The 24,115-nt window shown below is 57.9% G+C and carries 19 protein-coding genes and 2 pseudogenes; 9 read left to right on the top strand and 12 right to left on the bottom strand.

The genetic code is table 11. From position 1 onward, the window contains the following. Positions 1 to 345: 345 nt before the first annotated feature. The 5 genes and pseudogenes from USDA257_RS08560 to USDA257_RS33685 all read left to right on the top strand — a co-directional run. Positions 346 to 1,068, top strand: a pseudogene (locus tag USDA257_RS08560) (FAD-binding protein); the annotation flags it as partial. A gap of 76 nt (positions 1,069 to 1,144) precedes the next feature. After that, positions 1,145 to 2,035, top strand: a complete 891-nt coding sequence (gene purU, locus USDA257_RS08555) for a formyltetrahydrofolate deformylase (RefSeq protein ID WP_014762529.1) — start codon at positions 1,145 to 1,147, stop codon at positions 2,033 to 2,035. Between the two features lie 3 nt (positions 2,036 to 2,038). Continuing rightward, positions 2,039 to 2,908, top strand: coding sequence for a bifunctional methylenetetrahydrofolate dehydrogenase/methenyltetrahydrofolate cyclohydrolase FolD (gene folD / locus USDA257_RS08550; protein ID WP_014762528.1), 870 nt, complete (start codon positions 2,039 to 2,041; stop codon positions 2,906 to 2,908). 17 nt (positions 2,909 to 2,925) lie between these two features. Beyond that, a complete protein-coding gene (locus USDA257_RS08545) occupies positions 2,926 to 4,590 on the top strand; it encodes an electron transfer flavoprotein-ubiquinone oxidoreductase (protein WP_014762527.1) in 1,665 nt (554 codons plus the stop codon). A 116-nt stretch (positions 4,591 to 4,706) separates the two neighbouring features. Then, positions 4,707 to 5,528, top strand: a complete 822-nt coding sequence (locus USDA257_RS33685) for a MerR family transcriptional regulator (protein ID WP_080605548.1) — start codon at positions 4,707 to 4,709, stop codon at positions 5,526 to 5,528. 47 nt (positions 5,529 to 5,575) lie between these two features. Here the strand turns inward: USDA257_RS33685 and USDA257_RS08535 are convergent, their stop codons facing one another. Continuing rightward, complete coding sequence (locus USDA257_RS08535) at positions 5,576 to 7,054, bottom strand: NAD-dependent succinate-semialdehyde dehydrogenase (RefSeq protein ID WP_014762525.1); 1,479 nt, start codon at positions 7,052 to 7,054, stop codon at positions 5,576 to 5,578. Between the two features lie 3 nt (positions 7,055 to 7,057). Then, positions 7,058 to 7,234, bottom strand: a pseudogene (locus tag USDA257_RS08530) (4-aminobutyrate--2-oxoglutarate transaminase); the annotation flags it as partial. A 387-nt stretch (positions 7,235 to 7,621) separates the two neighbouring features. Here USDA257_RS08530 and USDA257_RS08525 point away from each other — a divergent pair. Then, a complete protein-coding gene (locus USDA257_RS08525) occupies positions 7,622 to 10,072 on the top strand; it encodes a GcvT family protein (protein ID WP_014762523.1) in 2,451 nt (816 codons plus the stop codon). 377 nt (positions 10,073 to 10,449) lie between these two features. Here the strand turns inward: USDA257_RS08525 and USDA257_RS08520 are convergent, their stop codons facing one another. Genes USDA257_RS08520 through USDA257_RS08480 form a run of 9 tightly spaced genes read right to left on the bottom strand, consistent with a single transcriptional unit; the run spans position 10,450 to position 19,828 of the window. Then, positions 10,450 to 11,190, bottom strand: coding sequence for an SDR family NAD(P)-dependent oxidoreductase (locus USDA257_RS08520; protein WP_014762521.1), 741 nt, complete (start codon positions 11,188 to 11,190; stop codon positions 10,450 to 10,452). Beyond that, positions 11,190 to 11,633, bottom strand: a complete 444-nt coding sequence (locus tag USDA257_RS08515) for a MaoC family dehydratase (protein WP_041414016.1) — start codon at positions 11,631 to 11,633, stop codon at positions 11,190 to 11,192. Before USDA257_RS08515 ends, USDA257_RS08520 begins: the two co-directional genes overlap by 1 nt. A 2-nt stretch (positions 11,634 to 11,635) precedes the next feature. Then, on the bottom strand, positions 11,636 to 12,043 hold the full coding sequence (locus USDA257_RS08510; protein WP_014762520.1) for a Zn-ribbon domain-containing OB-fold protein: 408 nt from the start codon (positions 12,041 to 12,043) through the stop codon (positions 11,636 to 11,638). Then, positions 12,036 to 13,214 (bottom strand): acetyl-CoA acetyltransferase, encoded by a 1,179-nt coding sequence (locus tag USDA257_RS08505; protein ID WP_014762519.1) that lies wholly within the window; start codon positions 13,212 to 13,214, stop codon positions 12,036 to 12,038. Before USDA257_RS08505 ends, USDA257_RS08510 begins: the two co-directional genes overlap by 8 nt. Before the next feature lie 4 nt (positions 13,215 to 13,218). Further along, positions 13,219 to 14,937, bottom strand: a complete 1,719-nt coding sequence (locus USDA257_RS08500) for an ABC transporter permease subunit (RefSeq protein ID WP_014762518.1) — start codon at positions 14,935 to 14,937, stop codon at positions 13,219 to 13,221. Positions 14,938 to 14,941: 4 nt separating this feature from the next. Next, on the bottom strand, positions 14,942 to 16,480 hold the full coding sequence (locus USDA257_RS08495) for an acyl-CoA carboxylase subunit beta (RefSeq protein ID WP_014762517.1): 1,539 nt from the start codon (positions 16,478 to 16,480) through the stop codon (positions 14,942 to 14,944). A gap of 10 nt (positions 16,481 to 16,490) precedes the next feature. Then, entirely contained in the window at positions 16,491 to 18,050 is a 1,560-nt protein-coding gene (locus USDA257_RS08490; protein WP_014762516.1) for a class I adenylate-forming enzyme family protein, read from the bottom strand. Between the two features lie 31 nt (positions 18,051 to 18,081). Continuing rightward, complete coding sequence (locus USDA257_RS08485) at positions 18,082 to 18,729, bottom strand: TetR/AcrR family transcriptional regulator (protein ID WP_014762515.1); 648 nt, start codon at positions 18,727 to 18,729, stop codon at positions 18,082 to 18,084. Between the two features lie 13 nt (positions 18,730 to 18,742). Then, complete coding sequence (locus USDA257_RS08480; RefSeq protein WP_014762514.1) at positions 18,743 to 19,828, bottom strand: extracellular solute-binding protein; 1,086 nt, start codon at positions 19,826 to 19,828, stop codon at positions 18,743 to 18,745. Between the two features lie 205 nt (positions 19,829 to 20,033). Between USDA257_RS08480 and USDA257_RS33175 the strand changes: the two genes are divergently transcribed. The 3 genes from USDA257_RS33175 to USDA257_RS08465 are packed head-to-tail and all read left to right on the top strand — an operon-like array spanning position 20,034 to position 23,376. Next, positions 20,034 to 21,173 (top strand): ABC transporter ATP-binding protein, encoded by a 1,140-nt coding sequence (locus USDA257_RS33175; RefSeq protein WP_014762513.1) that lies wholly within the window; start codon positions 20,034 to 20,036, stop codon positions 21,171 to 21,173. Between the two features lie 15 nt (positions 21,174 to 21,188). Next, entirely contained in the window at positions 21,189 to 22,856 is a 1,668-nt protein-coding gene (locus USDA257_RS08470) for an acetyl/propionyl/methylcrotonyl-CoA carboxylase subunit alpha (protein ID WP_014762512.1), read from the top strand. A gap of 1 nt (position 22,857) precedes the next feature. Continuing rightward, the gene (locus USDA257_RS08465; protein WP_014762511.1) at positions 22,858 to 23,376 is read left to right on the top strand and encodes a thioesterase family protein; all 519 of its coding nucleotides are present in this window, start codon (positions 22,858 to 22,860) and stop codon (positions 23,374 to 23,376) included. Positions 23,377 to 23,530: 154 nt separating this feature from the next. Here USDA257_RS08465 and USDA257_RS08460 read toward each other — a convergent pair whose 3' ends face one another. Then, the gene (locus USDA257_RS08460) at positions 23,531 to 24,115 is read right to left on the bottom strand and encodes a plasmid pRiA4b ORF-3 family protein (RefSeq protein WP_014762510.1); all 585 of its coding nucleotides are present in this window, start codon (positions 24,113 to 24,115) and stop codon (positions 23,531 to 23,533) included.

Genomic DNA, 24,115 nt, shown 5'->3' with positions numbered 1-24,115 from the left:
TATAGACTGTTGGACCCAAACGAAAAGCTAAGTGTTCGAAAAATCGGACATCTAGCCAATCAGATTCCCAAGAGGCTTGGGCCCTGGTCCAGCGATTTCATTTGCTTAACTGTCCTTCAGCGTTCCCTTCTGTGTAACCAACCGCGCACTGTGTTGCCGTCGCACGTGACAGGCTCCATTCGATTATCCCGACGATGTCGCAACCGGCCCTCTGAAGGGGCTTGACTCGGCGTCTAACATTACAGAAAGTCTGTAAGGATCAGTTCCAGCATGCGCTGTTAACAAGGTCTTTCGATGAAAATACTGGTTTCGGTAAAACGAGTGATAGACGCAAACGTGAGGGTGCTGGCTGAGCCGGTCACCAATCTGATTGTGTCGCCAGCCGGAAAGTACGACACGATCATCGCCGCCACTTCGAGCGGCAAGAACGTCATGCCGCGCGTGGCGGCACTCCTGGATGTCGCTCAGGTCTCCGACATCATCGAAGTGATCTCGCCCGACACCTTCAAGCGGCCGATATATGCCGGCAATGCTATCTGGACGATGCGGGCAACCGATACAAAGAAGCTCATCACCGCACGCACGGCTTCCTTTTCCCCGGCCTCCCGAGGCCAACTTGCTGCCGTTGAGGATATCTCAACGGCAGCTCTTTCTTCCAAGCTCTCCAACTATGTCCCCAATGCTCTTTCGTTCTGCGAGCGGCCCGAACTCACCTCGGCCAAGATCATCATCTCAGGCGGCCGAGTACTAGGTTCAGCGGAGAAGTTCCGCGAGGTGATCCTACCTGTCGCCTCCAAGCTGGGTGCCGCTATCGGCGCCTCGCGAGCGGCAGTGGATGCCGGATACACGCCAAATGATTGGCAGGTCAGGTCCGACGGTCAACGTCGTCGCTCCGGACCTATATGTCGCAGTCGGCACCCGGGGCCATCCAGCACCTCGCCGGCATGAAAGACTCAAAAGTCATCGTTTGCCATCAACAACGAGGACGCACCGATCTTCCAAGTCGCAGATTACGGCCTCGTCCGCGACCTCTTCGAAATTCTCCCTGAACTCCAGGACGCGCCTTAAGGGCCAAACGCAATCGAAAACGCAGTTGCGGGTCCAAAGGCCGGCCTGTTGGTTTTCCCACCCTATGGAGCAGCAAGTGGTAAGAAACAATATCGTACTCACCGTGTCATGCAATTCCGCGCGAGGAATCGTCGCTGCGATCTCCCGGTACCTGGCAGAAAAAGGCTGCAATATCGTCGACAGCTCGCAATTCGATGATCTGGAAACTGGCAAATTCTTTATGCGTATCAGCTTCATAGCGGAAGTCGGCGCCACAGAGACCGACATCATCGAGCAGTTTGGTACTGTCGCAAAGACGTTCGAGATGGACTACCAGTTCCACCGGGGTGACAAGCGGACGAAGGTCCTCGTGATGGTCTCTCGGTTCGGACACTGCCTCAATGATCTGCTCTATCGGTGGAAGATAGGCGCACTACCGATCGACATTGTCGGCGTAATTTCCAACCATTTTGATTACCAGAAGGTTGTCGTTAATCACGACATTCCTTTCCACCACATCAAGGTGACGAAACAGAATAAACCACATGCTGAAGCGCAGCTGATGGAGATTGTCGAGCAGACAGGCACCGAACTCGTCGTGCTGGCGCGCTACATGCAGATTCTGTCCGACCAGCTCTGCGAAAAGATGTCCGGTAAGATCATCAACATACATCACTCCTTCCTACCGTCCTTCAAAGGTGGCAACCCGTACAAGCAGGCTTACGAGCGCGGCGTTAAGTTGATCGGGGCCACCGCGCACTACGTAACCGCCGACCTCGACGAAGGTCCTATTGTCGAGCAAGACGTTGTCCGCGTCACACATGCTCAATCTTCGGAAGACTACATATCGATTGGCCGGGATGTCGAAAGCCAGGTGCTGGCCCGCGCCATCCACGCTCATATCCATCACCGCACGTTCATAAACGGCAACCGCACAGTCGTCTTTCCGGCAAGCCCGGGAAGTTACGCGTCCGAGCGGATGGGGTAAGCTATGGCACGGCTGATCAATGGTAAGGAAGTCGCGCTTTCCGTCATCGAGACTGTGAAAGATAGGGCAAAGGCGCTGCAGGACGATGCTGGCGTGACGGTAGGACTTGCTGTCGTCATCGTTGGTGATGACCTCGCAAGTCACGCCTATGTGGGCGCCAAAAGCCGCGTCGCCAAGGACTGCGGCTTCACGTCTGTTCAGCACACTTTGCCTGCTGAAACGACTCAGAAGGAACTAGCGCTGCTGGTTCAGCGCCTAAACGCGGATCCGGCTGTTCACGGCATTCTGGTGCAGCTTCCGCTGCCAAAACACCTTGATAGTGAAGCGATTGTCCAATCCATCCGTCCGGAAAAGGACGTCGATGGTCTGAATGTCGTTAACGCTGGCAAGGTTGCAACAGGTGACCTGAAGACGGGTCTGGTTTCTTGCACGCCTGCGGGCGTAATGGCGCTGGTGGGTTGCATCCATGGCCGAGACTTAGCCGGTCTCAACGCCGTTGTCATTGGAAGGTCCAATCTCTTTGGCAAGCCGATGGCGCATTCGCACACAAAGAACCTGCCTGCGATTTGCAGAACAGCAGATATCTTGGTGGCTGCGGTCGGAAGGCCCGCGATGGTAAAGGCGGACTGGGTCAAGCCAGATGCGACCGTAATCGATGTGGGTATTAATCGCATCGCGGCGGCTGAGGATGGGGAGGGGAAGACACGTCTGGTTGGCGATGTGGATTTCGATGCAGTCGAAAAGATCGCTGGAGCCATCACACCTGTCCCTGGCGGCGTCGGTCCAATGACAATTGCAATGCTAATGGCAAACGCGGTTCGAGCAGCGGCCTTCTCAGCAGGCGTGGCACCTCCCTCATTTAACAACAACTAAGTTTTAGGGAATGCCTCATGACCGAACAACAAGAACTGCCCGAACGCGAGAGCATGGAATTCGACGTGGTGATCGTGGGCGCGGGTCCGGCCGGGCTTGCCGCGGCGATCCGGCTGAAGCAGGTCAATCCCGAGCTCTCGGTCGTGGTGCTGGAGAAGGGCGCCGAAGTCGGCGCGCATATCCTTTCGGGCGCCGTCGTCGATCCGATCGGCATCGACCGGCTGCTGCCCGGCTGGCGCGACGAGCCGGACCATCCGTTCAAGACGGAAATCACCGACGACCATTTCCTTTTCCTGGGTCCGGCCGGTTCGATCCGCCTGCCGAACTTCCTGATGCCGCCCTTGATGAACAATCACGGCAATTATGTCGTCTCGCTCGGCAATGTCTGTCGCTGGCTCGCCACCCAGGCGGAGGCGCTCGGCGTCGAGATCTATCCGGGCTTCGCCGCAACCGAAGTGCTCTATAACGACGAGGGCGCGGTGATCGGCGTCGCCACCGGCGACATGGGCATCGAGCGCAACGGAGAGCCGGGGCCGAACTTCGCCCGCGGCATGGCGCTTCTCGGCAAGTACACGCTGATCGGCGAGGGCGTGCGCGGCTCGCTCGCCAAACAATTGATCGCCAGATTCAAGCTCGACGAAGGCCGCGACGTGCCGAAATTCGGCATCGGCCTCAAGGAGCTCTGGGAGGTGAAGCCGGAGAACCATAAGCCGGGTCTCGTGCAGCATTCCTTCGGCTGGCCGCTCGACATGAAGACCGGCGGCGGCTCCTTCCTCTATCACCTCGAAGACAATCTCGTCGCCGTCGGTTTCGTCGTCCATTTGAATTACAAGAACCCCTATCTCCATCCCTTCGAGGAGTTCCAGCGCTTCAAGACGCACCCGGCGATCCGTGGCACCTTCGAGGGGGGAAAAAGGCTCTCCTACGGGGCCCGCGCCATCACCGAGGGCGGCTACCAGTCGGTGCCGAAGCTCTCCTTCCCCGGCGGCGCGCTAATCGGCTGTTCGGCCGGCTTCGTCAACGTGCCGCGCATCAAGGGCAGCCACAATGCGGTGCTGTCGGGCATTCTCGCGGCGGAGAAACTGGCGGCGGCGATCGCTAGCGGTCGCGCCAATGACGAGCCGATCGAGATCGAGCGCGGCTGGCGCGAGAGCGCCATCGGCCAGGACCTGAAGAAGGTCAGAAACGTCAAGCCGCTCTGGTCGCGCTTCGGCACGGCAGTCGGGGTCGCGCTCGGCGGCCTCGACATGTGGACGAACCAGCTCTTCGGCTTCTCCTTCTTCGGCACGCTGAAGCACGGCAAGAGCGACGCCCAAGCGCTGGAGCCGGCGGCCAAGCACCAGAAGATCGACTACCCGAAGCCGGACGGCGTGCTGACCTTCGACCGGCTCTCCTCGGTGTTCCTGTCGAACACCAATCACGAGGAAGACCAGCCGATCCACCTGCAGGTCAGGGACTGGGAGCTGCAGAAGCGCTCCGAATACGACGTCTATGCCGGTCCCTCGTCGCGCTACTGTCCGGCCGGCGTTTATGAATGGGTGGAGAAGGACGGCCAGCCGACCTTCGTCATCAACGCCCAGAACTGCGTGCACTGCAAGACCTGCGACATCAAGGACCCGAACCAGAACATCAATTGGGTGCCGCCGCAGGGCGGCGAGGGGCCGGTCTATCCCAATATGTAATTTTCGGAAGGCGGACCACACGGACCCCCGCGAGAGGCTTATCGCCTGGCCCCTAGCCATATTGAGCTAGGGAGTTGATATTAGCAAAGTTGTTGCGTAGCAAACTTGAGCGGGACATGTCGAGCAAGGATGCAATGAGCAAACAATACAAAGTATCGGAAGTTTCAGCCGCGACAGGGGTTCCACCGGCGACGCTGAGGCTCTGGGAGCAGCACGGTCTGATTGCTCCATCCCGAACGCCGAGCGGTTACCGTCTCTACGGTGAGAATGACTTCGCTCGCATCCATCAGATCGTTCGACTTCGATCGGTTCAAGGACTGAACCTCGCAGCAATCAAATCCTCGTTGGATGACACAACTCCTGTGGCGTTGGACGCAGCGAACGAACAACTTCCTCCGCCTAGGCTAGGTCACGAAATCAGGCGCTTGCGCAGGGAGAAAAAGCTCACGATCACCGCCCTCGCGGAGCGGGTCGATGTTTCTCCATCAACGCTTAGTACACTTGAACGAACTTCCCGCGGGGCGAGCGTGCCTCTCCTGCGGGCGATCGCGGAAGCCCTCGGCGTTACCGTAACGCAGCTGACAGCAAGTCCTGTTGAAACCGGTAAAGCCGTCGTTCGAAGCGGGGAAGGGCGGCAACTGCCCTCACTCGGAAAGGGTATTCAAATTAGGGAACTGGCTTCAGGGCCGCGGATGATGGATTGCCAAGAGTGGACCCTGGCTCCTGGCGCCGGAAGTGAAGGCTTTTATCGACACGAGGGCGAGGAGTTTATTCGCGTTCTTGAAGGCAGTTTCGAAATTGAGGTTGAAGGCCTCGGTCTTGCAACCCTCAACGAGGGGGATGCTATTTATTTTGAGAGTCATCGCGCCCATTCTTGGCGATCTGTCGGAACCAAGCCTTGTCGGTTGGTATGGGTCAATACACCTCCGACCTTCTAGACTGGCAGCCGCAGGCGACGAGTCCGAAGCCGACGACGGCAAAAAGATCAAACACTCAAGCAGAGATACTTGATCTCGATATAATCCTCTATGCCGTATTTCGAGCCTTCGCGGCCCTGGCCGGACTGCTTGATGCCGCCGAACGGCGCCACTTCCGTGGAGATCAGGCCGGTATTGATACCGACCATGCCATATTCGAGTTCTTCCGCTACGCGGAAGATCTTCGACACATCCCTCGAGTAGAAATAGGAGGCGAGGCCGAAGTCGGTGTTGTTGGCCATTTCGATCACCTGCTCCTCGGTCTCGAACTTGAAGAGCGGCGCGACCGGACCAAAGGTCTCCTCGCGCGCAATCTTCATCTGCGTGGTCACCCCGGTGAGTATGGTCGGCTGGAAGAAGAGGCCGCCACGGGCGTCCGGTTTGCCGCCGACAGCCACCTTGGCGCCCTTTTCGAGCGCGTCGGCGATATGTTCCTCGACCTTTTCGACAGCTTTCTCGGTGATCAGCGGGCCGGCATTCACGCCAGGTTCGAAACCGTCGCCCACCTTCATCGCCGCGACTCTCTCGACCAGCTTTTTGGCGAAGGTATAATAGACGCCGGTCTGGACGTAGAGGCGGTTGGCGCAGACGCAGGTCTGCCCGTTGTTCCGATATTTCGAGACCATGGCGCCTTCGACCGCAGCATCGAGATCCGCATCGTCGAACACGATGAAGGGCGCATTGCCGCCGAGTTCGAGGCCGAGCTTCATGATCTGCTCGGCACCTTGGCGCATCAGGATCTTGCCGACACCGGTCGAGCCGGTGAAAGTCAACTTGCGGACCTTGTCGTTCTCGGTGAATTCCTTGCCGACCGACGGTGAATCCTCCGAGGTGATGACATTAAAAATCCCGGCCGGAAGGCCGGCGCGCTCAGCGAGCAAACCCAGCGACAGGGCCGAAAGCGGCGTCTCAGCGGCCGGCTTCGACACCATGGCGCAGCCCGCGGCGACGGCCGGCGCGAATTTGCGCGCGAGCATCGCGTTCGGAAAGTTCCACGGCGTGATGGCAGCAACGACGCCGACCGGCTGCTTGATGACGATGATCCGCTTGTCCGGCTGGTGGCCGGGAATCGTGTCGCCATAGACGCGCTTGGCCTCTTCGCCGAACCATTCGAGATAGGCGGCGCCATAGAGGATTTCACCCTTGGCCTCCGCAAGCGGCTTGCCCATTTCCATAGTCAGGATTGCGGCGAGATCGTCGGCATTCGCCACCATCAGGTCATAGAGCTTGCGGAGCACGGCCGCACGCTCCTTGCCGGTCTTCTTGGCCCAGGCCTTCTGCGCCTTGTAGGCGACTTCGATCGCGCGCGCCGTTTCGGCGCGGTTCATGTCGGGAAGCGTGGCGATCACATCGCCATCTGCCGGGTTGGTGACCTCGAAGGTCTTGCCGCTGTCGCTCGTGGCCACCCATTCGCCGGCGATAAGGGCCTTGTCGCTGACCAGCGATGGGTCTTTGAGCTTGGAGAGGAGTTTTTCCGAAATAGCCATGGATTAGGCCTCCTTCGCGCATTCGCGCAATGTTTCTTCGAGCATGTCGAGCGCATCGGCGAATACGTTGTCCTCGACAGTGGTCGGTGCCAGAAAGCGGATGACATTGCCATGAACGCCGCAGGTGAGCAGGATCAGTCCCTTGTCCAGCGCCTTGACCCGTACCTTGTTGGTAAAGTCGCATTCGGCGTCTCGACATCCCAAATCTCCAGATTCCCCGCGTAAACCTGTGTGGTGACGCCGACACCACGCGATACGGCGTCGGTCCTGGGCGGCGAGATTTCGTTATTCAGCAATTCTCGTTCCTCTGACGGATGAAGCGCGAAGCCATTTTCGAATGCAAACTCAGCATATTTTCTGTAGAGTTTCAACATCTGTGTTGCTATGATCGCTGTTAACGAGGCCTGGTGAAACGCTCTTTGGCAAAGCGTGGAAGGCTGAGTGACCTTTGATGAGAACCTGTCTCCTATGGAAAAAGCAACGATCGCAAGAGGGGGCGGCCAGGGCCAAGGCGCTCGCGGTTGGAGACGGGTGGATGCACTAATACCCTAAAGAAGGAATCGAGTAATGGACATTCCATCGAGGGCCGACGTCGTCATTGTTGGCGGCGGTATTGCAGGCTGCTCCATAGCTTACCACCTCACGAAACTCGGTATAACAAATGTCATTTTGTGCGAGCGGCGCCAACTGACGAGCGGCACCACTTGGCATGCTGCGGGTCTGGTCACACAGCTTCGTGCGACACGTCAGATGACAGAGCTTGCCCAATATACGGGAGAGTTGTTCGGTCAGCTCGAGGCGGAAACGGGTCAGGCTACCGGCTTCCGCCGGTCCGGCTCTCTTCGCGTTGCTACCAATCAAGCTCGCTATGAAGAGCTCGCTCGTGGAGCATCCATGGGAAGAAACTTCGGTCTTCCCGTTGAGGCTGTCACTCCCGGCCAAATCAAAGAACGTTGGACCCCCATCAATACCGACGGCTTGGTCGGTGGGTTCTGGTTCCCCAATGACGGACAAGTGAACCCCGCGGATGTCACGATGGCCTACGCCAAGGGCGCCCGTATGGGTGGGGCTCGTATTATCGAGAATCTGCTCGTCAACCAAGTCCTGGTCGAGAATGGCAAGGCCGTCGGCGTCATGACCGACAACGGTAAAATCGAAGCCCGCACGGTGGTCATCTGCGGTGGTATGTGGTCTCGCGACCTTGCCGCAAAAATCGGCGTAAACATCCCGCTTCACGCGGCTGAGCATTTCTATGTCGTCACCGAAGCGATCCCCGGCCTTCCCAGGAACCTGCCTGTGTTGTTCCTCTCGGACGAGTGGACCTATTACAAGGAAGATGCAGGTAAGCTTCTGGTTGGATTCTTCGAACCGGTTGCAAAGCCATGGGGTCAAAAGGGGATATCCGAAAGCTTCTGCTTCGATACGCTTCCCGAGGACATTGATCATATCGCTCCGCATCTCGAGGCTGCGACAGTCCGTGTTCCGCTGCTTGAGCGTACGGGGATGCAGCTCTTCTTCAACGGCCCGGAAAGCTTCACGCCAGACAACAGATACCTTCTCGGTGAAACCCCTGAAGTTGCCGGCCTTTTCTGCGCAACGGGCTTCAACTCTATCGGCATTCTGTCTTCGGGCGGCGTAGGCAAGGCCTTGGCAGCTTGGATTCGAGACGGCCGCCCTCCGGTTGATCTTATTGACGTTGACATCCGACGCACTCAAAGCTTCCAGCGCAATCGTCGTTACCTCGAAGAACGGACAGTCGAGTCGCTTGGCCTTAACTTTGACATGCATTGGCCGAGCCGTCAGTTCACAACCGCCCGCGGCGTTCGCCGCTCTCCGTTTCACGATCGTCTGCTTGCATCCGGCGCCTTCATGACCGAGCTTGCTGGGTGGGAACGGCCTGGCTTCTACGGTACGCCGGACGAGCTGGCCAATATTCAATATTCGTATGCAAAGCCAAGCTGGTTTGAGAATGTTGCTGTCGAATGCCGCAATACGGCGGAGAATGTTTCCCTCTTCGATCACAGTTGCTTCGTAAAATATCTCGTCGAAGGCCCGGATGCATTGAAGGCCCTGAACTGGATCAGCGCGAACGACTGCAACGTCGAGATTGGTCGCGTCGTCTACACTCAGTGGCTCAATGAAGCGGGTGGTATCGAGGCAGACGTTACGGTTACGCGTCTTGGCGACCAATCCTTCATGGTGGTGACGGTGGCCGTCTCGCAACGACGCGACCTCGCCTGGTTCAAGCGCCACGTTCCCGACCACGCCCGTGTGTACATTACCGATGTGACCTCGGGCTTGGCGATGCTTGCAATCTGGGGACCGAAGTCGCGCGAACTTATGTCGCGTGTTTCCCCTGATGATTTCTCGAGCGAGGCCTTTCCGTTCGGTTACAGCCGCGAGATCGATCTCGGCTACGCCCGTGTTCGCGCTAGCCGACTGACCTTCGTCGGAGAGCTTGGATACGAGCTATATGTCCCGGCCGAGCAAGCCGCGCATGTCTACGACGTCCTTGCCGAAGCGGGCAAGGACCTCAGTCTCAGGAATGCCGGCTTCTTCGCGTTGAACTCGCTGCGAATAGAGAAAGGCTATCGTCACTGGGGTCATGACATTGGCGAAGAGGATACGCCCTTCGAAGGTGGCCTTGGCTTTGCCGTCGCTATGGACAAGCCGGGCGGCTTCATCGGCCGCGAAGCGCTTCTTCGCCAGAAGGAGCAGGGCACCGTCAAGAAACGGCTGGTGCAGGTGAACGTCGTGTCCGACGGCGACGCCCCCATGCTCTTCCACCACGAACCTCTGCTGCGGGACGGCAAGATCATCGGATCGATTATGTCCGGAGCGTACGGTCACCGGATCAAGGCTTCGCTCGGCCTCGGCTATGTCTCGAATGACGAGGGCGTCACGAAAGACTGGCTCGCAGGCGGGACCTGGGAAGTCGAGGTCGCCATGAGACGGTACCCGGTCGAGGTCCAGTTCGGACCATGGTATGACGCCAAAGGGGAACGAGTTCGCGGCTGAAGCGTACGAAGCCGGGAGACGAAGCGTTCGCCTCCCGGCATTTGCTCCAGTTTGAGCGGGCTAATGACGAGCTGCGCTCGGCCGTAACGAACCGATTGCTTGAGCCAATCTGCGAATAGCGCGGCGGAAGGCGAGAGCTTGCGTGCCGCATTGGCAACACCACCACCGGCAGTCACCTTACAGGAAGGCCTTGACGAGCTGCCCGACTCGCACAAACTGCGTCTGCAGTGCCCGGTTTGTACCTGGAGCTATCTGCTCGAACCCCGCAGATTCACCCAGTGGGTGCTGCATCCGCAATCCGTTCCTCCGTGCTGTCTCTGGGACAGCGTACGGGAACATGCTCCAATCGCGGAGCAAGCAGCAGCTGTACCGGAATGCTAAAGTGCAGATCCACCATTCACACCAAGGATTTGGCCAGTAACATAACTTGCGTCATCCGAGAGCAGGAACACGATCGCTGCCGCTATCTCAGATGGCTGTGCTTCACGCCGCAGAGGGATGTTGTCTAGCCAACCCTTGCGGATATCTTCCGGAACAGCTTCGACCATCGGTGTCATAGTGGTACCCGGTGCGATGGCGTTTACCCGAATTCCGTTTCGGGCCTGTTCAAGTGCGACCGTGCGTGTCAACCCGACGAGCCCGGCCTTTGCGGAAGCATAGTTCGACTGTCCGAACGCGCCCCAGCGGGACTCAGACGACAGATTGACAATGGAACCGCCATTGCGGCCGACCATCAGGGGCACTACCGCCTGGCAGCCCAGCCATGCCCCCTTCAGATTGACGTCGATGACAAGATCCCAGTCTTCCTCAGCCATCTTCAGGAGCGATTTGTCGCGGGTCACACCAGCATTGTTGACGAGACCGTCAACACCGCCGTGCTCGTCCTTTAATGTCGCCACTGCATCCTGCCAGCTCTGCTTGCTCGATACATCCAGTTGAATCGATCTCGCCTTTCCTCCGCTCGAACGGATTTCCGCCGCGACCGCTTCGGCGCCTTCGAGGTTACGATCTGCGACGATAACCACTGCGCGTTCTTCCGCGAGGCGGAGAGCCGTGGACTTGCCGATACCTTGCGCCCCACCCGTCAGAATGATGATCTTACCTTCCAAACCACGCATCAGCCCTCTCCTCCGATCAGATATTTGTTGTAGCCCTCTTGAACGACCTCGCCGCGGTGGTTGGTAATGGCGACCTCGACCTCCACAACTCCGCGGGAGGGGTCCTTCGAGCTCGGCTTTTTCGATTTAACGGTGTAACGCTGTGAAATCCGGTCACCAGGTAGCACCGGCAGAAGCATCTTCCGCTGAGTTTCAAGGAATGCGAGGATTTTCCATCCTGAAAGTTCGGCGCAGGTCAGGCCTTCGCCGATCGAATGAACCAGCAACCCATGAGCGATCCTCGTAGGAAACTTTGTGTTCGCACGCACCCACTCCTCGTCCATGTGAAGGGGGTTAAAGTCTCCACTCAGACCAGCGAAATTCACGATATCAGCTTCAGTGACAGTCCGCCCCGCCGATACGAAGGCAGCACCTTCTTCAATATCCCTAAAAACAACTTCCATCTTCAAGCCTCAACAAAGCAGGGCATTTTGAGACCCGAGTGGATCTCGCGAAAAACGAGCTTCAGCGCCATGTCGCAGCGGATGTTCTCGATAGGCGTATCCACGATCCAGCTCGTCATGCGTGCACCTTCTTCAAGATCGACGAGCGCGATGACGAATGGCGTCAGGGATGAGAACTCGCGATGTACCGACCTGTGAACCACTGTGAAGGAATGGAGCGTGGCCCGGCCAGACGCTTCGATCCACTCCGGCTCGCGTTCCGGAAAGCCCACGACTCTGGCGCGCGGATACATCTGAACGCTGCCCGTGAGCGGATCCCTCTGGAGAAGAAGGACGTCGCGATTGATTGCGTCGAACCAAGGCTCCGAAATTGCATTGTGCACGGGGAGCACAGAGGTCATCTCAAACATTATTTCCTCCAAGGATGAGGGTCGAAGTTGCCGACAACCAGCCACCGGTTCCGTTGACGAGGCAAAGCTCCGAATTCTCTAGTTGCAGTCCCGGGCTTTCTCCGCGGAGCTGGCGGACCGCTTCGATGATTGCAAACATTCCCCGTCGACCGGCATGGTTGGATGAGAGACCGCCGCCATCGGTGTTGATCGGAAGCCTACCGCCCGGGGCAATTCCGCCGTCAGCGATGAAGCGGCCGACCTCACCCTTTGGCACGAAGCCAAGCGCCTCGAGCGACAGCGCCACGGTGATGGTGAAGGAGTCATAGATCTGGGCGACCTTGATATCGTTCGGACTCAAGCCAGCCGACTCGAACGCGCGACGACCGGAGAATTCCGCGCTTGTCGTCGTCAGGTCACGCATCTGGTTCATCTGGCTATGGCTGACCGCTTCGCCGAAGCCGAGAACCAAAGGCCCGCCTCGGCGGGTGTCGCGAGATTGTTCTTTCGACGTGACGACGATCGCTCCGCCGGAGTCGCTAACCACGCAGCAATCGAGCTTTCGAAGGGGCGTGGATATCATTGGTGACGAGAGTACGTCATCGACTGTGATAAGGTCGCGGTACATAGCCTGCGGGTTAAGGTTCGCGTAGCGACGTGCCTGGACAGCGATCTGAGCTAGTTCTTCCGATCGAAGTCCGTACTGGTGCATGTAGCGCGTCGCGGCCAGCGCATAGGCCGAGATGGTCGAGACACCATAGGGAACTTCCAATTCGCCGGGACCTGTCTGACCGGTGTTGAAGTCAGTCGCAGGGAGCGGCCAAGACCGACCCGACGATGCATAACTGATGACGACAGTTTGGCAGAGGCCCGCCTCAATCGCCGCGACCGCGTTGCCGACGTGGCTCAGCGGAGCAGCTCCCCCGATATCGGTGCTGCAGACCCAAGACGGGTTGATGCCCACATACTCTGCAACTTCAACGACGTTGAGCTGCCACCCGGCCTCGGATGGAAACGAAGCGGCGGTGGCAAAGCCATCGACATCGGAAAGCGTCAAACCGGCATCCGCCAGAGCCTCGGCGACAACCTCTGCATGAATCTGGTACGGGTGGATCCCAGGCGCCTTTCGACGTGGAGATTCAAAGGCGCCGACGATTGCGGCGGCACCGCTGGGAAAACGTTCCTTGGGCATGGGTTCAGGTACTCTCTTTCGGTGCACGGCGACCGGCTGTGAGCGATCGAAATGCGATGACGATTGATCCGATGAGAACCGGCACAATAACAATCGTTGCGACGGCGGAGACGACGGGTGTGATGCCGCTTCGCAGGAAAGAATAGATTGTGACCGGAAGAGTTTTGTCGAGTTCGGTCTGGAACATGGCGAGCACCGCCTCATCCCACGACGTCACGAATGAGATGACGAAGGCACCTGTCACGGCAGGCATAGCAATCGGAACGACCACACCTAGGAAGGCCCGTGCGTTGCTCGCGCCCATTGTCCAAGCTGCCTGCTCGATCGAGATGTCCACCGCAGCGAGCGAGTTCGCCAGGACCAGGAAGGCCAATGGTAAGCACAGCACCGAATGGGCGATGATCAAGCCGAGGTCCGTGCCAAGCAATCTGAGCTTGCCCTGTACGTCATAGATGCCGATCCCGAGCAGGATCACGGGAACAATCAGGGGGATGATGGCAACCGTCTGGATCGACATCTTCAGCATCAACGACCTAGATCGAGTGCCGACGCGCGCTAGGGCCAGTCCGCACAGGGTTGCAGTGATTGCTGTGAGGACGCCTACGCGCATGCTCTTGAGAAACGCATCGATCCATGTCGACGACGTGACAGCTTCGATGAACCATTTGCCTGTGAAACCCACAGGAGGAAACTGAATCTGGGTCGTTTCCGTCACCGAAGTAGGAATGACGACGAGCAACGGCAGGATCAGCAACATGAGATCGAAAACCAGGATCACTGCACATAGGGCGGTGACGAGCGTTGGCCCGAGAGGATCTCGGGCAGCCGCGCCTCGGGAGCCCTGCTGAACAGGCGATAGCATTCCTCTGCCACCAATCTTCAACGCGATCATGTAGCCGATCACGGAAACGGCGAGGAGAACGATTCCCATCGCTGCAGCCTTGCCCCATTGGTAATTCTGAACCTGCTGCTGAATGAAGATCGGAATCGTTAGATTGTGGGGTCCTCCCAGGATCGCCGGTGTCAGGAAGAAACCGAGGCCGAGCACGAAAACCAGAACGCTACCGCCGAGCAACGCAGGGCGAATCTGCGGGAAGTAGATGTCGGTGAACACCCGGCGTTCGCTTGCCCCCATTGTTCGTGCAGCCGTCAGCAACGATGTGTCGATCGACATCATCGCCGATACCAGGATCAGGATCAGGTACGGAAGCAGATAGGCCACCATCCCGAGGACCGTAGCGAAGGTGTTGTAGAGCAATGGGAGCGGACCGACACCGAGGAAACTGGCCGCGGAGTTGATGATACCCTGTTGCCCGAGAATGGTTGTGAAGGCGAATAGCCGGACGATGATCGAGACCCAGAAAGGCATCAGAATGAGGATCATCATCAGTGACGATATCCGCCGCGACAGACGCGAGATGATGTACGCGGCGGGGAAGGCGAGGGCGACCGTTACTATCATCGACACAAATGCGAGCATTACGCTGTGAAGGGCGACTTGGCGGAGCAGGTCATCCTGAACGATCGCCGCATAGTGACCGAAGTAAAAGGCATCCGAGAAGTTCGCGCGCCCCTTTTCATGCAAGCTTCGCAGAAGGATCGTCACCAGGGGCCAGACAAGGGAGAGACCGAGAATGACTACCGCCGGCAAGAGGAGAGCGAAGCGTGCCCAAAATGCTCGGTGCGACTTTCCTGCTGGTGAGGTAACGGAGACGTAACTCATGAAGCTACGTCTCCAGCGTTTTGCGATAGGCGAGCTTGATCAGCCGCGCGAGGTACTTCCTCGTGTCGCGTGGGTCGATCATTTCTTCGGCGCCAAAATTTTCAACGGCGCGCCAGATCGAGGTCTGCTCCTCGAACCGCTGCGTCAGCTGAGCCTTTAGTTCGGCACGCCGTTCGGGCGGGGCGGCATCAAGCTGAGCGCGGAAGGCTGCCTCGACACCACCTTCGAGCGGCATGTCGCCCCAAGCAGCACTCGGCCATACCAGGCGGATGCTCATGGGGTTACGGCTCCCCGTAGCGACGCCGCCGAGACCATAGGACCGGCGGACCTGGACGGTAATGACTGGCACCTTTGCCTGTTGGATCGCGCGAAGTGCCATCGCGCCGAATTTGAGGACGCCTGCTTCCTCGGCCTTCGGGCCGACGAGGAAGCCGGGAACATCGACTAGATAGGCAATCGGAATATGAAAACGATCGCAAAGTTCGACAAACTTCGCCTGCTTCAGCGAGGACTGCACATCAAGTGAACCTGCCACGAAGCGAGCATCCGAGGCGAGAATGCCAATCGTGTGACCTTCGATTCGGGCGAAGCCGGTGCGCAGCGAGCGGCCATAGTCGGGTGCGATTTCGAAGAACGTGTCTTGGTCCACCAAACAGCGAACCAGCGCATGGACGTCGTAGGCGCGCCTAAGGGTTGGTGATACGATTGTCAGCAGGTCTTCTTGGTCGTTTGCCCGCCATTCATGCTGAACGGCCGGGCGTGTGCTGACGTTATCCGGCAGGTAGGCGAGTACCTGTTTGATCTGTGCGAGTGCCGCATCTTCATTGTCGGCATGGTTGTCGATAAGACCAGAGGCGCGCGTGTGTACGGCAACGCCTCCGAGCGCGAATTTGTCGATGTCGAGGCCCAGGGCCTGCTTGACCACCGGCGGCCCACCGGCGAACAGGCAGCCGTTATCGGAGGTCATGACGGAGAAATGGGAAATATGGGCGCGCGCTGCGGAGCTTCCGGCGGTCGGGCCGAGGACCGCGGCGAGCACTGGCACCTGCTCCAGCAGGTCAAACATAGGATAGGTCGGATTTGCCGATTGCAGCTCGGGATAGCCGATCTGATCCTGCAGGATGACTGACCCACCTACACCGTTGATGAGCATCACCAGCGGGACTTTATAGCCGATCGCGAATTCTTCGATGAAACCGCCCCATCCGCCCTTGTAGCGGGCAAGATGAACACCCGTTCCTCCGCCTTCTACGCTGTAATCTTCCGCGCCGATTGCGACCGGACGGCCGTCGATCTCGGTAAGACCGCAGACGAAGGTCGAAGCGAGTAGTGAGCCGTCCTCGGTCGGTGTCGTAACAAACGTACCGATTTCCAGGAAAGTGCCTGGATCGGAGATCTTGGCTATCCGCTCGCGCGCCGTCGAACGATCGTATTTGTGCTCTCGGGCGATTCGCTCAGGGCCGCCCGAGGCGAGAGCAATCTCGCGCCGACGCTCAAGTTCTGACAGCAACGCTTTCCATTCAGGGCTAATTTCTCGTGTCATTGATTCCTCCTCAACTGGCCAACAGGTCGGCGCAGACCTTCGCCAGTTCCTTCTTGTCCACCTTGGTCGCGTTGCGTATCGGGAAAGTATCAATGAAGAGGATGTGACGCGGCTTCTTGTACGACGCCAACTTCGTCAGGAGGAACGCCAGGATTTCCTCCTTGGAGACGGCGATGTCCTTTCGAGGCACGATCGCGGCGCAGACAACTTCGGTGAACTCTTCGTCCGGCAAGCCCACGACGGCTACGTCGATGACAGAGGGATGCTGGCGAATGACGTTCTCGATTTCGGCTGGATAGATGTTCTGTCCCTTGGAGATGATAAGGTCTTTGCTGCGGCCGACGATATAGATCCAGCCCTCTTCGTCCATCGTCGCAAGGTCGCCGATCTTAAGCCAACCATCACGAACGGTTTCGGCATCCAACTGAGGCGCATTCCAATAGTGGCGCATAACCGATGGGCCTGCCGTCCACACGTCGCCAACGCTTCCGATCGGGACATCCTTGCCGTCGGCATCGAGGAGTCGGATCGATTGACCCGGCACGCAGCGTCCTACTGAGCCCGGATGCCGCTCGATATCATCGCCTTCGATTAGCGTAGGCAGGCCAGATTCGGTGGAGCCGTACGAGATAGCGAGGTGGATGGTCGACCAGCGGCGACGGACTTCCGCAATCAAAGCCGGAGGGCAGTTTTCGCCCCCCGTGTACCACCACTTCATCGACTGCAGCGGCAGCGGATTGCGATCGTCAGCCTCGATCATGCTTCTGAACATGGACGGGAAAACAAGGGCGTGCGTGACGGCCCATCTTGCGACGAACTCGCCCAAGCGCTCTGCGCTCCAGCCGCGGCTTGGCATGATTCCTACAGTTCCACCCGTCAGGAATGTGGGGATCGAGCTCTCATTCATCGCTGCAGTGTTATACATGGGCGCGTTCAAGAGCATTACCGTGTCGCGGGTAATCCTGAACTGTGCTACCTGCTGCATGGCGCACCACATGATCGCCAGGGAACGCATCACCACTCCCTTCGGCTTTCCGGTCGTCCCCGAGGTGTAGAGGATCATTTGGTCGTCGTGCGGGATGGCCGCCGGCAGCGGTGCATGGTCTTCTGCTATCGCCTCGTATTCGTCTCCGCCCGCCGTCGCATCGAGCGTGATGATCTTAGGTGGTTTGGAAGTCTTCCTCACGGCTTCGTCAAGAACGACCGAGAGTTCGGTTTCGACAAAGACGACCTTCGAGCCGCTATCGTCGACAATCAAGGCAATTTCACTGGCTGTCAGGCGGAAGCTAATGGGGACCAAGGTCAGGCCGGCAAAGGCACAAGCAAAATAGAGCTCAAAGATTTCGCCACGATTGAAGAGAAGAGACGCAACCCGATCGCCCGTCTCGAGACCCATGGCGCGCAGGGCCCCAGCCAGGCCAAGCGACCTCTTGCGCAGCTGCTCGTAGGTAAGCGCTCCATTCTCCCAAACCAGGGCGAGCTTGTTTGGATTATGGAGTGCCTGTGGGCCAGCATCGCCGAGAATAGAAGATACAGTCCACCCAAGGGTAGATGCGGTGTTATCCAGCATTTTCGTTCCAACTGATTAGCAGTCGTGCTTGCTACGCGACTGCGATTTTCGTCACGTGGGCGGGGTTACCCTCTTGGTCGGCTGGCAGTCCCGCTGCCAAGCGTCGTATCCAGTATCGTACTGGCGAGTGCTCTTGCAGCTGGGCCATCACTCGCGGATCCAAGAGTGAATGAATGCTCAAACCATCAGCCAGTCCGACCAAGTCCGCTGCGATACGCTTTGGTTCGAGTTCAGCCGGGAGATCTCCCTGAGCCTGGGCGTCGCGTATCGCCCGTGTTACTGATTTCCGCCAACCAACAAGATAGCTTTCCAGCTCCTGCCGCAGATCCTCCTCCGTCATGCCTTCGACGTAGAAGAAGAAGAAGATGCGGCATAGCGCCAGCCGGCGTTTGTCCAGCGGGATGCTGCCTTCAAGAATCTGCTCCAGCGCGGCAATCCCCGCCAACGTTTTTAATACACGTGTATTATGTTCAGCGAGGATCTCAGCAGCTCGGCGCAAGCCCCCGAGGAGCAGATCTTGACGATTGTTGAAGTAATGGCCGATCACGCCGGTAGACCACCCCGACCGTTCTGCAACTTCTCTTATCGTGGCTGCGCCGATTCCTGCCTCAGACACAATATCCAACAGAACATCGCAAATCTGCTTACGTCGTTCGTTATGATCTACCAAGCGAGGCATACCGGTCCTTCTTTTAGTTTAGCGCAACCCATCGGTTGAAGCGATCGACCACTTCCGTGATGTGCTGAGCATAATACGAAGCGTTCTCTTCAATAGCTTTTTTAGCATTGTCTCCGGCGACGATCCACGGCGCCAGATCACTACCATAGGAAGAACTGTCGAGGCCGGCCACATCAGTCGTGTAGGTGATCTGCTCGACCAGCGCCTTCTGGCCCTCGAGGTCGGCGATAAAATGAGCAATCATGGCTTGCCCGGCCTCAGCATTTGGTGCGCCGACAGGTACAGCATAAACGGCCTGCGAATACAGAGAGTTGTCCCACTTGATAGCAAGCGGCGCCTTGTCGTTCCTGACGGCACCATAGACACGACCGCTCCACGCTATCCCCATCGAGCACTCGCCACTCGACAAAAGGCGGATTGCGTCATCACCGTTCGACCACCACAGGATTTCGGACTTGATCGTATCAAGCTTGGCAAAAGCCTTGTCGAGATTCAGAGGGTAAAGCTGATCTCTCGAAACGCCATCGGCGAGGAGGGCAGATTCCAACACTCCCCCAAACTGCGGATACTTGAACAGGCAACGCTTTCCCGGAAAGCGTTTCAGGTCATAGATGTCGGCAATACTGGTCGGGACGTTGTCGCCCTTGAACTTCTCCGTATTGTAGGTGAATACGATACCGTAACGGAGTACCTCGACGCCATATTCGTCGTGTGAAGCTTCACCGATCTTCGTGAAATCGACAATGGTTGGATCAAGCTTCTGCAGGTACCCGGCCTCTCGAGCCTTGATGAAGTCGCCTTTGGTAGGAAACTCGACAAAGCTCCACGGGATGCTCGCGCCACTATCCATGGCCGCGAAGAACTTGGTCATGTCCGAATTGAAGTCACCCTTCACCGTGATGCCGGTCTCTGCCGCAAAATCCTTGATGACCGTTTCTTCGCGAGCCCGTGTCGTCGCACCTCCCGAAGCATCGTGCCAAACCAACTCCCCCGACACCTTCGACTTGACTTCAGCCGGAAGTACCTCTGCGGCCGCACCCGGGCCCGCGAAGGGCAGATAAATGGCCGTTGCGATCGCCATTGCGGCGGTGGTTCTCATTAAATTCCCCATAGATACGGTCCTCCTCTCCGTTGGCCGTTGCAAGACAACTGTAACAAAAACGTCGCCATTGGCAAGGTGGCCCCGGATTTTTTTATAACGTCTGTATTGCCAAAACATGGTCCTCGCCTAAGATATGGCTCGAGCAGGTAGTGCGACGACATCTTGCGTCGGCTTCTCGGGAGTAAATGACAGGGAACAGGGGATGATGGTGAAGCGCACGCAAGGGGAGGCGGCCGGCCCCGCTAGCGCACCGGACGATGGTGCGAACGGCATCGATGTGAATGCCGTCGAAGTTCGTTTTCCGAACGGCTACTTTGGACTGAAGAGAACCAGTCTCACCATTCCGCCCGGTGCTTTTTGTACGCTGCTCGGGCCCTCTGGATCCGGCAAGACCACGCTTCTGAGGGTGATAGCCGGTCTGCTTACGCCAAATTCCGGCAAGATTTCCATCGGCAATAAAGAAGTAACCTCGCTTCCCGTTCAATCTCGCAATATCGGATTTGTCTTTCAAAACTATGCGCTATTTCCACATATGACCGTTGCGCAGAACATCGAATATCCTTTGAAGCTGCATAAATGGTCGCAGAATGAAAGACGAGCGCGTGTCACGGAAATCCTCGAGCTAATCGAGCTTCCGCACGTAGCCGAACGAGCCGTCGGCGAACTAAGCGGAGGTCAACAGCAACGTGTCGCAATTGGGCGCGCGTTGGCGTATCGGCCGTCTCTTTTGCTGCTGGACGAGCCGATGGGCGCTCTCGACCGCCGCCTGCGCCAACAGCTCGGAACAGACCTGCGCGAGATCCAGCAGCGCACCGGAATCACAACGGTATATGTCACGCATGATCAGGAAGAAGCTTTCATTTTATCCGACAAAATCGCCATCATGGACGGCGGCGCAATCCTGCAATACGACACTCCGGCCGAGCTCTATTTCCGACCGAAGTCGCGCTTCGTTGCGCGTTTTTTAGGAGAGGCGAACATCATTCAGATCGCCGACTTGTCGGGAATGGCGGGAAATGTGCCAACGGCAAACACCTCGTTCGGCGAAATACCGATTCCGGCCGCGAGCGTCAGATCATCAAATGGTGGCGCTCTTTCGCTTGTTCTGCGTCCCGAAGACCTCATCCTCCTAGATGCGGAAAGCGCGGGACCTGAGATGGCGCCGCCCATCCCGGTCAAGATCGAGAAAGAGCTCTTCCTCGGAAGCCGCTGCCTCGTTACCGTTTCCAAACAAGGAGGTGAGACTCTGCTGGTAGAGTGCGCCAAGTCGCATATACCGCCCTTCGGATCAAAGGTCTGGCTGACGTGGAAACGCGATGCAGCCGTGCTGATTGATCGTTAATGTCGCGGGGACGATATGAAAAAGATTCTGATTGCAAATCGTGGTGAAATCGCTCTGCGGATCGTGCGCGCCTGCCGGGACGCCGGATACGGCTCGGTTGCCATTGCCTCCGAGGCCGATATACAGGCGCTATATGCTCGCGCGGCGGATGAGGTATACCCTCTGAAGGGAAACTCGCCCCTTGAAACCTACCTTAACCAGGACGCAATTCTCGACATCGCGACGAGGAGCGGTGCGGATGCGGTTCATCCCGGATATGGACTGCTTTCTGAGAACGAAATCTTTGCGGCGGCCGTTGAGGCTGCGGGTCTTGTCTGGATTGGTCCGCCAGCTGAAGCAATCAGTCAACTCGGCGATAAAGTGAGAGCGCGCGCGATCGCCCGTAAGGTGGGAGCGCCCCTTCTGCCCTCTCTGGAAGGTGGAAACCTGACAGTCGAACGAGCTCATGAGTTCATCGAAGCCAACGGCTTGCCCATTATTATTAAGGCTCAAAACGGTGGAGGCGGCCGCGGCATGCGTATCGTGCGTGCCGTCGATGAGCTAGAGGCGCAGATCGCGGCAGCCGAGCGGGAAGCGGGGCTTGCATTTGGGCGTCCCGAGTGCTTCGTCGAAGTTTACGCAGAGCACGCCAGGCACGTGGAAACCCAGTGTCTTGCGGATGCCGACGGCACTGTCGCTGTTCTTGCGACACGCGACTGCACGCTACAGCGCAGGCAACAAAAACTTATCGAGGAGGCGCCGGCGCCCTTCCTCTCCGATGTCCAGCTGAAGCAATTGAAGGAGTCTTCGATTGGTATCCTAAAAGAAGTTGATTACCGTGGCGCGGCTACCTGCGAATTCCTGGTAACAGCGAAGGGCGAGATCTACTTCCTCGAAGTCAACACTCGGGTGCAGGTCGAACACCCTGTCACCGAAGAGATAACCGGTGTCGACATCATTCGTGAGATGTTCAACATTGCCGAAGGAAAACCCTTGCTGTTCACGGATGTCGCGGTGCGTGGCCATTCAATTGAGTTCCGCATCAACGCGGAGGATCCGTGGGCCGATTTCCGTCCCGTCCCCGGCAAGATCAAGAGACTCCAACTCCCTGGAGGCCCGGGTGTACGTGTGGATTTCGGTTATGCTGAAGGCGACACGATCCCGCCCTACTACGATTCCCTTGTTGGCAAGCTCATCGTTACGGGCCGTGATCGCGGTCAGGCGCTGGCACGGGCGTCCCGAGCACTGACTGAGCTTAAACTCGAAGGAGTTAAGACCATCATCCCGCTTCATCGTACGATCCTGAACCGGGATGAATTCGTTGCGACTTATCCGCAAGAGTTCGTCGTCCACACACGATGGATTGACGCGGAAATAGGTAGGCTGTCGGAGGAAGCGCTTAAGCTAGAGGATCAGCCCTCCACTCAGCAGGCGTCGTTGATCGAACGTGTGGAGGACTTTGCTGAGGACAGTGCCGACTTCCCGGGCTACCGTATTGGTGTCAAAGCCCCTCTTTCAGGCCTAGTACTGGAGGTTTGCGTCAACGAGGGAGATCGCATCAATCGCGGGGACGTCGTTGCAATCATGGAATCCATGAAAATGGAGCAATCCATTATCGCTGAGGAAAGCGGTGTCGTAGCCAAGATCAATGTTGTGAAGGGAGCTTTTATCGACATGGACGCCGACCTGATAGGGCTCGATTGACATGCCGAGCCCGACCTTCACAACAACAGCCGTAGATGAAAGACCTCAAGAGAACGCACTTCTGACGCTCGAGGCGACCGTCGACCACCAGTGGATTGACTACAACGGCCACATGACTGAGTGGCAGTACTATAAGGTGCTCGCTGATGCAGGTGAAAACTTTCTGCGCGCGATGGGCTTTACAGAGGACTACCGGCTGAAGGGGTTCAGCTTCTTCTCCGTTGAAGGACACTTACGAAACCTGAGAGAATGCCGGACGGGAACCCCTCTGCGTGTCTTTACGGAAATGATCGGGTATGACGACGTTAGACTGCACATTTATCAGTACGTCGTGGATGCAGCGAAAGATGTGGTCCTTGCCACCGGCGAGCATTTGATGCTGCACGTAGATACCGCCCGAAGACGTGCTGCTCCGATCGACCACTATATGCGTGAGTGTCTGTCACGCGCTCTAGAGCGTTGGAAGCCTCACCAGGCTCCGAAAGGGTTGGGGGCGGCAACTCGCCGTGTCAGCGCCTAAAACGGACGACTTCCAGATCTCTTTCTCGAAATCCACTGATAGCGCGCTCATCGCCGGGCTTGCTTTTCCGAATAACTAAGAGTGCGATCGCAGATCGCATTCTCTTGGCTCTTACGGGGTAAGCATCCGGCAAAGACCGCAGCCTGAAGGACTTTCAGATTTTTCGGCGTGATTTGCGGGCCCACTTTGCGGCCAGATCATCGACGGCTTTGTTGAGCTCGGCGAAGTTGGCCTTGCCCGGATCGTAATCCTCGCTGCCCCACCATTCGACGAGCTCGGCGTGCCGCGCGTGAGTCGGATCGGCGAGAGCCTCGCGGAACTCCTGATAGCCCCATGGCCCGCCGATGTCCTCGGGAGGGCAGCGTCCGGTTGCTTCGAGGAGCATTGGCTCCGCAAATCCGATGACGGGGAACGTGCGCTCGGTTTTGATGCTGTGCGTCCAGCCGTCGCCGAAGTCGTAAAGGTACTTGAACGATTTCGCGCCGATATCTTCGATTGCCGCCAGCAGCGAGATCTTGCGCGCATCGAGCGGGCCATCTCCCCAGTCCTGATCAGCCAGACCAAAGCCGACGTCACGGATGCGGAATTCGTAAAGGTGGCTGTTGGTCCAGCCCATCGCCGCCTGCAGCACCTCGTGAAGGCGATGGAGCTTGATGCGGAACGGCACCACAACGCGCCGCATCACCGTCGGTTCGACGTGGTCGAGGGTGACCTTCAGGCGGACCAGAGAAGCCGGCAT

Source organism: Sinorhizobium fredii USDA 257 (assembly GCF_000265205.3).
Lineage (GTDB): Bacteria > Pseudomonadota > Alphaproteobacteria > Rhizobiales > Rhizobiaceae > Sinorhizobium > Sinorhizobium fredii_B.
Note: the sequence above shows the minus strand (reverse complement) of the source record. Positions and strands in the feature narration are given on the sequence as shown.

Bases quoted from the DNA above. Each gene is read 5' to 3' on its own strand.
- folD (WP_014762528.1), top strand. From the start codon at position 2,039: ATGGCACGGCTGATCAATGGTAAGGAAGTCGCGCTTTCCGTCATCGAG.
- USDA257_RS08545 (WP_014762527.1), top strand. From the start codon at position 2,926: ATGACCGAACAACAAGAACTGCCCGAACGCGAGAGCATGGAATTCGAC.
- USDA257_RS33685 (WP_080605548.1), top strand. From the start codon at position 4,707: ATGTCGAGCAAGGATGCAATGAGCAAACAATACAAAGTATCGGAAGTT.
- USDA257_RS08535 (WP_014762525.1), bottom strand. From the start codon at position 7,054: ATGGCTATTTCGGAAAAACTCCTCTCCAAGCTCAAAGACCCATCGCTG.
- USDA257_RS08525 (WP_014762523.1), top strand. From the start codon at position 7,622: ATGGACATTCCATCGAGGGCCGACGTCGTCATTGTTGGCGGCGGTATT.
- USDA257_RS08520 (WP_014762521.1), bottom strand. From the start codon at position 11,190: ATGCGTGGTTTGGAAGGTAAGATCATCATTCTGACGGGTGGGGCGCAA.
- USDA257_RS08515 (WP_041414016.1), bottom strand. From the start codon at position 11,633: ATGGAAGTTGTTTTTAGGGATATTGAAGAAGGTGCTGCCTTCGTATCG.
- USDA257_RS08510 (WP_014762520.1), bottom strand. From the start codon at position 12,043: ATGTTTGAGATGACCTCTGTGCTCCCCGTGCACAATGCAATTTCGGAG.
- USDA257_RS08505 (WP_014762519.1), bottom strand. From the start codon at position 13,214: ATGCCCAAGGAACGTTTTCCCAGCGGTGCCGCCGCAATCGTCGGCGCC.
- USDA257_RS08500 (WP_014762518.1), bottom strand. From the start codon at position 14,937: ATGAGTTACGTCTCCGTTACCTCACCAGCAGGAAAGTCGCACCGAGCA.
- USDA257_RS08495 (WP_014762517.1), bottom strand. From the start codon at position 16,480: ATGACACGAGAAATTAGCCCTGAATGGAAAGCGTTGCTGTCAGAACTT.
- USDA257_RS08490 (WP_014762516.1), bottom strand. From the start codon at position 18,050: ATGCTGGATAACACCGCATCTACCCTTGGGTGGACTGTATCTTCTATT.
- USDA257_RS08485 (WP_014762515.1), bottom strand. From the start codon at position 18,729: ATGCCTCGCTTGGTAGATCATAACGAACGACGTAAGCAGATTTGCGAT.
- USDA257_RS08480 (WP_014762514.1), bottom strand. From the start codon at position 19,828: ATGAGAACCACCGCCGCAATGGCGATCGCAACGGCCATTTATCTGCCC.
- USDA257_RS33175 (WP_014762513.1), top strand. From the start codon at position 20,034: ATGATGGTGAAGCGCACGCAAGGGGAGGCGGCCGGCCCCGCTAGCGCA.
- USDA257_RS08470 (WP_014762512.1), top strand. From the start codon at position 21,189: ATGAAAAAGATTCTGATTGCAAATCGTGGTGAAATCGCTCTGCGGATC.
- USDA257_RS08465 (WP_014762511.1), top strand. From the start codon at position 22,858: ATGCCGAGCCCGACCTTCACAACAACAGCCGTAGATGAAAGACCTCAA.
- USDA257_RS08460 (WP_014762510.1), bottom strand. From the start codon at position 24,115: ATGCCGGCTTCTCTGGTCCGCCTGAAGGTCACCCTCGACCACGTCGAA.